The organism is Synechococcus sp. R55.8 (genome assembly GCF_047461895.1).
Classification (GTDB): domain Bacteria; phylum Cyanobacteriota; class Cyanobacteriia; order Thermostichales; family Thermostichaceae; genus Thermostichus.
Genome location: NZ_JANSIB010000069.1, coordinates 1 through 6975, shown reverse-complemented (window position 1 = coordinate 6975; position 6975 = coordinate 1). Strand labels below are relative to the sequence as shown.

The window sequence follows — 6975 nt, the reverse complement described above, 5'->3', positions numbered from 1 at the left end:
TGCAGCGTTTCGATCCCAGATGGGAGCGCGATGATGGCCTCTTTGGCCATTCCGATGAACAGGCCATGTTCCACAACCCCCACCGTCCCTTTGAGTTGATCGGCGATCTTGGCAGGATCCGCCATGGGGCCGAATTGGCAGTCGAGGATGTAGTGCTGCTCGTCCGTCAAGTAGGGATCCCCGTTGGCATTCCGCCGTAAGGTGGCTGTGCACCCCAGAGCCTCTACCCGCGCCAAGGTGGTTTTCCAGCCAAAGCGCACCACCTCTACCGGCACCGGGAAGCGAATGCCCAACTGCGGGACTTTTTTAGAGGCATCGGCAACGATGATCAGCTCGGCAGCGCTGGCCTCCACCAATTTTTCCCGCAACAGGGCCCCTCCTGCCCCTTTGATCAGGTTCAGGGATCCCACTTCAATCTCGTCGGCCCCATCGATGGCCAGATCCAGGCGCGGCTGCTCTTCTAGGGTAGCCAGCGGGATCCCCAGGGAGCGGGCCTGTTCAGCCGTGCGCTCGGAGGTGGGCACACCGAGGATCTGCAGACCCTCGCTTTGCATCCGCTCTGCTAGGGCGCTGACAGCAAAGGCGGCTGTGGATCCCGTGCCCAGCCCCACCACCATTCCCGACTGCACCTTTTGAACTGCAGCCCGGGCTGCCGCCTGTTTCAGCTCATCTAAAGACTCGGTCCCGCTGCCGCCAAGGGTAGTCATTCCCAGCTCCTCTCCCGTGGATGAAGATCCTACCAAAGTGCTTTGCACCGCTACCGCCCGCTCCAGCTAAAACCCTCCGGCGCTGCCACCACCCGACCGAAGAGATCATAGGGCTCGGCGTGGGTGATCTGCACCGGCACCAGGGATCCCAGAGAGCCCTCCCCACGCACGTACACCACCCCGTCCACTTCGGGGGCAAAGCGAGGGGAGCGGCCAATCCACTCGCCGGTTCTGGGGTTTTCCTGCTCCAAAAGTACAGGTACCACTCGGCCCACCTGCTCGCGGTTGCGGCGGAAGGCAATGCCTTGCTGCAGTTGCATTAGACGGGCGCGGCGCTCTTGTTTGACAGCCTCTGGAACCTGATGGGGGAGGTGGTAGGCAGGGGTGCCCTCTTCGGGAGAAAAGGTAAACACCCCCACATGGTCAAACTGATGGCGCTGGACAAAGTCTAGTAGATGCTGGAAGTGCTCCTCCGTCTCCCCAGGAAAGCCGACGATAAAGCTGGTGCGCAGCACGGCATTGGGCAACGCCTGGCGCAGCCGCTCGATCACCCGGTCGTTGACCTGCCCTTGCCAGGGGCGATTCATGGCCTTGAGGATCTCAGGATGGCTGTGCTGTAAAGGCAGATCCAGGTAAGGCAGGAAATTGGCGGTCTCTTGAATGGCCTCCACCACGGCGGGGGTAATGCCCGTGGGGTAGGCGTAGAGCATGCGGATCCAGGGAATGGGGATCTGGCCCAGGGCGCGAATGAGATCTGCCAGCCGCGGCTCCCCGTAGAGATCGATCCCGTAGTGGGTGGTGATCTGGGAAATTAAAATCAGCTCCTGCACCCCCTCTTCGGCCAGTTGTTCTGCTTCCCGTAGGATCGACTCGATGGAGCGGGAGCGTTGGTTGCCCCGCAAGTGGGGAATGATGCAGAAGGAGCAGCGGTAATCACAGCCCTCGGCTACCCGTAGGTAGGCCACAGGCGCATGGGTGGTGCGATAGCGAGGTACGGTCTCGTCGGCAATGTAATCCAAGCTGGAAGTAACGGCATTGACCCGCTCTCCCCGCTCCGCCCGCTCGATCACCTGGACGATCTGGTGGTAGTCGCCGGTACCTACCAAGGCCACGGCCTCTGGGATCTCCTGCAGCAGCTCCTCTTGGAAGTGTTGCGCCAAGCAGCCGGCAATAACGATTTTCTTGCCCTGTACTGCCAACTCCATCAGGGTGCTGACCGACTCCCGCCGCGCTGCTTCAATGAAGCTACAGGTATTGACGATCACATAGTCAGCACTCTCTTCGTCCCCATCCACCCGGTAGCCTGCTTGAGCCAGCAAGCCCAGCATGTGCTCGGTGTCCACCCGGTTTTTCTCGCAGCCCAGGTGTAAAACGGCAACCGACGCCTTTGTACGCTGCACCGCTGTTCGCGTAAGCGGGACGGAGTCCTTAACGGATGGGAAACTGGAGACGGTCGCTTCTAACCCATTCATGGACTGAGCATCAAAAAGGGGGCAGCTTGCCAGAGGCTTATCTATTCTAGTTGAGGGCCGCATCAGCGTTGCGGAGCAATAGAGCCGTAGCCACGGCCAACGCGGTGGCCGCCCAGCTCCAGGGATCCCTGCCAGCCGCCGTCGAAAACAGAGGCGCTTGTCCATAGCCCCGCAGGCGCAAAGCCTGATAAACCCTCTGCGAGCGCTCGTAGCTGCGAACCAACAGGGTGCCCACCGAAGCGGCCAGAAAGGGCAGATCTTGTCTTAGAGACGGCCCAGGACGCCACAGGGATCCCCGCGGTCGCCAACCCCTCAGCCGGGCTGCCCGTTGCATCTGCTGCCACTGAGCGGCCACCTCCTGCAAATAGCGCTGGGTGAGCCAGGCCAGTTCCAGCAGGAGGTCTGGGATCCCCAGGGCCCGCAACGCTGCCAACAGTTCCGATGTGGGGGTGGTCTCCAGCAGCAGCATCGTGAGGGCAAATAGGGCCAGCCCTCTCCCCCCAATGCGAAGCGCCATCTGCAGCCCATCCCAACGCAGAGCCAGGGATCCCCAGCGCCACAGGATGGTTTCCCCCGCCCAGAAGGGTAGGATCCCCATCAACCCTGCCACCAACAGCCCTGGGGCTGCCAGCCGCCTCAGCCCGAGGCTCCAAGGCAATCCCGACAGGCTCCACAGTCCAGCCACCAGCGCCCAGATGAGCGGCAAGAGGGCCAGGCACCTCACCGAGGCGAAAGCCGCCATCAGCGCCATCAGGCCCAGCACCTTGGGCAGAGGTTGCCACCGGTGCAGCCAGGAAAGGGGTTTGGAGGGGTGAGGATGGGATTGTTGACCGCGCCAGCAGCAAGGGATCCCTGAGCCGGCTTCATCTCTTGCCATACTCTCCCAGCAGCGCCGGTTGTACCCGCTGCAAAAACAGCACCACCCAACTGGCGAACAACCCCTCCACCACCATCAGGGGGATGTGGGCCACCACCAAGCTCCCAAGAGCCAGACGACCGGCTTCTGTGGAGAGGATCCCGCTGCCAGCGTCAACCACAGCAGCCATGACCACCCCGTAAAACAACAGCACTGCTAGACCCACCCCAACCGCTCCCGCCAAGAAGGCAGACACTCCGGCCCCCATCACCCGACGGCCTGCCCGAAAAATCCCACCGGCCAGGAGCGCCGGGATCCCCATAATGGCGGCGTTGATGCCCAATGTGGTCAGGCCCCCATGGCCAAAGGCCACCGCCTGAAAAAACAAGCCCACTACAATCGCCGGATAGGCCAAAGCCCCCAACATCAGACCCATCAACCCGTTCAGCACCAGATGCAGGCTGGCCGGGGGAAAGGGCAGGTGAATCGAAGAGGCCACAAAAAAGACAGCCGTGAGCAAAGCCGCTTTGGGCAACTGGTCGCGACAGCGTTGCGTAGCAATATGGCGGGGATCCCGTTCCCACCAAGGACATTGCTCGGCAACGCCGGCGCGACGGAGAAGCCGCAAGCTGTAGCTGGTGATCAGGGCGGTGATGCCATAGCCCCCCAGCCAAAGCGGTGCCGGCAAAATGCCATCGCTAATGTGCATGGCCAGTCCTACTCCAGAGCGGAGGGGCTAACCTGGGATGACCCCGGAGATGCTGAAACCGATGGGCTCTCCACCGCTCCATAAACAGACTGACGCGGCCTGGAGAAGAAGAGAGCTGTGCCCAGACAGCCCCAAATGACGCAACCGGCCATAACCCCCCGCTGCAAAGGCCCAAAGGGTGGGGAAGCGCTGGGGATCCCTTCTGTCTGAGGGAACTCCTCGCCCACCGGCACGTTGACCAACACCCCATGCCCCGCCTGGCGAATCCGCACCTGCCAGAGGCCCGTCAGGTTGGGATCCGGCTGCAGCAGAAATCGTCCCCGCGCATCCGTCTGTCCCTCCTGCCAAGGGGTAGTGGGATCCGTTGGCGCAAATACCGTCACCCGGGCGGATCCCATCGGTTCCCCAGAATCGTAGCGGGCCTCGATCTCAAAAGCGGGAACAGCCCGAAGAGAGGCTTCCACCCCATGGGCCCAAGCGGGAGCAGACAGGAGCAGGCCGAAAGCCAGCAAGCTCAACCGTGCTCCGCATCGCTGACGCGACGCCGCAATCAGGCTCAGTCGGCAGGAAGGGATCCAAAGTTTTGGCCAGACTCGGTTCATTGGTTAGCTGAGGACAGACGACAATCTCTACGCTCTGCAGGCGACCGGTCTTAGATAAAGCCAAGACTTCAGGGCGAAGACTCTGTCTGGGCAGGGCCAGAGGCAGCGCGGCAGTGGCCTTCCCCCACATGGCCCAAGTGGTGCAGGATCTCCAATACGGCCTTAGCCGCAGGGGATCCCTCCTGCAGATCCCCCCAGTCCACTTCCAGAAGGTCGGATCCCCCCCCAGTGCTCCGCGCCGCTGACGCGGCCAGCCGCTGCTCCAGGGAGACAGGATCCAACTTCACCAAAGGGGCAAACCCCAGAGCTGCTTGATTGAGGCTGTCGTTGGGGGGCAAGCTTCCATCTCCAAACAGGTGGTCGAAATGGAAGGTGACCTCCAGATCTGCCACCTGGCCGACGCGCACAAAGCCTTTGCGCTCCTCCCCCACATACTCTCCGCAGGTGAAGGCCACCTCAGGGCTGAACTTGAGCACAAACAGCATCTCCCCAGCCCCTTCCTTTGTCGGTCGGGCTTGGCCTTCGATCCAGAGGGAATAGCCCTTTGCCGGCCCCTCCAGTGCTGGCACCAGCCGCCACCCCAGGGCGTTGTAGTGGCCAGGGGGTGCCTCTAGGGATCCCAGTAAGGCCCGCTCCGCCGGGGGAGCCGTGATCAAATCAACCGTGATGGGGCCGGAGAGGCTGACCAATGCCCGTGCCAGCAAATCTGCATTTCCTTCCGGATCAAAGGGCGGATCGGTTTGGTAGGCGGTTATGTCCGCCAGCGTCACGTACACGTGCTCAAAGCTCAGTTCCCAGCCGTCTTTGGAGACAAACCCCTCCCGAATGAAGTCCTCGCCGTTGGCCCAAAACTCCAGAGTACCCATCTCTGCCTTTGCTTGGGCTAGGGGTGCTTCCTGCCTGACCTTTTCCGCTCCAGCGTTAGAAGCCGGTCGGCAGGCGCCTAGAGAGAAGGCCAACCCAAGGGCCAGAAAGGGTAAAGCTAACCCCTTGCCCCAGCGATCCCTTGTTGAAGCACCAAGCCGAAATGGAGTGTGTTTCACCAGTTCCCCTGCCAAGGACTCGGTCCCGATGACGCAAACGGCACTGCTCTACCGAAACACAGGCTTCCCTGGTGTTACAATCCCCCACCAGGGCATCTGTAGGGCTATGCCTATGGCAAGGGCTACTCCTGCGCCAGATTCCCCGCCCGCACCCAACCTTCCTGCCCATTCTGACGGCGGATGCGCTGCCAACGACCATCTTCGCTGAGGCCCAGCACCGTCACCACCTCGTTCATGGGCACACCGCCAATGTAGGTTCCCTCCCGCTCTGGAGTGGCCCGCAGCGCCAGGCCAATGGGCTCGATCACCCGTCCCCGCTCACCTGGGGAAACCACTGCTGCCGTGGGGGGTCGAGTCGGCAAAGGAGTTGATTCAGGGTTGGGTTCAACCGTGGGAGCTGGAGAAGTTGAAGCTGAAGCACCATCCACAGGGCCCAAATTGCCGGCGCGCACCCAGCCCTCTTGTCCGTTCAACTCCCGCCGCACCCGTTGCCAACGACCATCGGCGCTGTACTCCAACACCGTCACCGTTTCCCCCACCACAATTCCCCCTTGGTAGGCTCCATCGGCAGAAGGTTGGCTGCGGATGGCCAGGCCAATGGGCTCGATCACCCGCCCACGGCTGCCGGGGGGAAATCCCTCAGGGTCAACAGTGCCTGCAGCAGGGCCAGAGGGGGGAGAGGGAAAACTGGCTGGGCGGGGCAAGGGATCCAAGCGCACCGCCTGCGGAAATTGAGGCGGGGCAGGGGGGGCCAACATGGGGGCGACGAGCTGCCACAACTGCCAAGCCAAGGCGGCCAGAGCCCCAACCGAGACACTCACCACCACCAAGGTGCCCAAGGGAAAACCGCCAGAAGCAGGAGAAGAACGGCCTCGCATCGGGTAGTTAGCCATCCGAAATACCTTCCCGCAATGCTGCAGGCAAGAATCCGCAGAGAAGATGGGATCCGCGTCAAAACCGGGGATTTACGAAAGCCAGAGCACGACTGCTGCGCAACGCTGACGTGATTGCATCCCAATGTATCGTGTTCCGCAGCGCTCTTGCTAGGCCTGTGCAGAGGAATCGCAACGCTGACAGGGCGACGCGACCCCAGAGGGCAAGGGCGTCGGAGATTAGCTTCTACTTATTGGTGTTGGTGAACTTATTCTGCCAGTCGGTCGTCAAAATCTCTCGGCCAAATACCCATCCTGCCAGAAGGAGGGGCAATGCCAAGCCCAGAAAGCCAAAAAGACTGACCACCTGAGCCACTTGCCGCTGGGCTTGTTTTCTCCTGGGATCCGGGATGTTGTTAGCAGCCAGCACCACCTTAGAACAGAAAGCCACCACCACCGCCCCCACCGGCCCCAAAACCAAAGAGGGCCACAGCCAAGCCTCCACTTGCGAGAATGCGTAGGCTCCGGTGAATGGGATAATCACGAAACAAGCCAGCTCCAGGATCCCCCACGTGAAGAGGGCCAACCAGACATCTTTGCGGAAGACTTCATCGGGATTGGTGTACATAAGCCTCCGGGATAAACTGCCCACACTAAGGCCAGACCTCGAGACAGGAACGGAAGCGCCACGGCTTCCAGATTAACTCCAGGTGC

General features: G+C 61.6%; 8 protein-coding genes. All 8 read right to left on the bottom strand.

The genetic code is table 11. From position 1 onward, the window contains the following. The coding region (gene rpiA, locus NW829_RS08130) for a ribose 5-phosphate isomerase A (protein ID WP_414416839.1) at window positions 1–707 on the bottom strand (707 nt) is incomplete at its 3' end. A 50-nt stretch (window positions 708–757) separates the two neighbouring features. Beyond that, on the bottom strand, window positions 758–2179 hold the full coding sequence (gene rimO, locus NW829_RS08125; RefSeq protein WP_414416838.1) for a 30S ribosomal protein S12 methylthiotransferase RimO: 1422 nt from the start codon (window positions 2177–2179) through the stop codon (window positions 758–760). Between the two features lie 46 nt (window positions 2180–2225). Next, the gene (cbiQ, locus tag NW829_RS08120; protein WP_414416837.1) at window positions 2226–3056 is read right to left on the bottom strand and encodes a cobalt ECF transporter T component CbiQ; all 831 of its coding nucleotides are present in this window, start codon (window positions 3054–3056) and stop codon (window positions 2226–2228) included. Then, window positions 3043–3744: a cobalt transporter CbiM gene (gene cbiM, locus NW829_RS08115; RefSeq protein WP_414330636.1), complete on the bottom strand. Its 702-nt coding sequence runs from the start codon at window positions 3742–3744 to the stop codon at window positions 3043–3045. The genes cbiQ and cbiM overlap by 14 nt, the downstream gene beginning before the upstream one ends. An 8-nt stretch (window positions 3745–3752) precedes the next feature. Continuing rightward, a complete protein-coding gene (locus NW829_RS08110) occupies window positions 3753–4262 on the bottom strand; it encodes a hypothetical protein (RefSeq protein ID WP_414416836.1) in 510 nt (169 codons plus the stop codon). A gap of 152 nt (window positions 4263–4414) precedes the next feature. Further along, on the bottom strand, window positions 4415–5212 hold the full coding sequence (locus NW829_RS08105) for a hypothetical protein (protein WP_414416835.1): 798 nt from the start codon (window positions 5210–5212) through the stop codon (window positions 4415–4417). A gap of 299 nt (window positions 5213–5511) precedes the next feature. Next, window positions 5512–6282 (bottom strand): SH3 domain-containing protein, encoded by a 771-nt coding sequence (locus NW829_RS08100; protein ID WP_414357377.1) that lies wholly within the window; start codon window positions 6280–6282, stop codon window positions 5512–5514. 226 nt (window positions 6283–6508) lie between these two features. After that, window positions 6509–6889, bottom strand: a complete 381-nt coding sequence (locus NW829_RS08095; protein WP_414342412.1) for a hypothetical protein — start codon at window positions 6887–6889, stop codon at window positions 6509–6511. Window positions 6890–6975 lie beyond the last annotated feature (86 nt).

Coding starts and splice junctions, on each gene's coding strand:
- NW829_RS08100 (WP_414357377.1), bottom strand. CDS start 6,282: ATGGCTAACTACCCGATGCGAGGCCGTTCTTCTCCTGCTTCTGGCGGT.
- cbiM (WP_414330636.1), bottom strand. CDS start 3,744: ATGCACATTAGCGATGGCATTTTGCCGGCACCGCTTTGGCTGGGGGGC.
- cbiQ (WP_414416837.1), bottom strand. CDS start 3,056: ATGGCAAGAGATGAAGCCGGCTCAGGGATCCCTTGCTGCTGGCGCGGT.
- rimO (WP_414416838.1), bottom strand. CDS start 2,179: ATGAATGGGTTAGAAGCGACCGTCTCCAGTTTCCCATCCGTTAAGGAC.
- NW829_RS08105 (WP_414416835.1), bottom strand. CDS start 5,212: ATGGGTACTCTGGAGTTTTGGGCCAACGGCGAGGACTTCATTCGGGAG.
- NW829_RS08095 (WP_414342412.1), bottom strand. CDS start 6,889: ATGTACACCAATCCCGATGAAGTCTTCCGCAAAGATGTCTGGTTGGCC.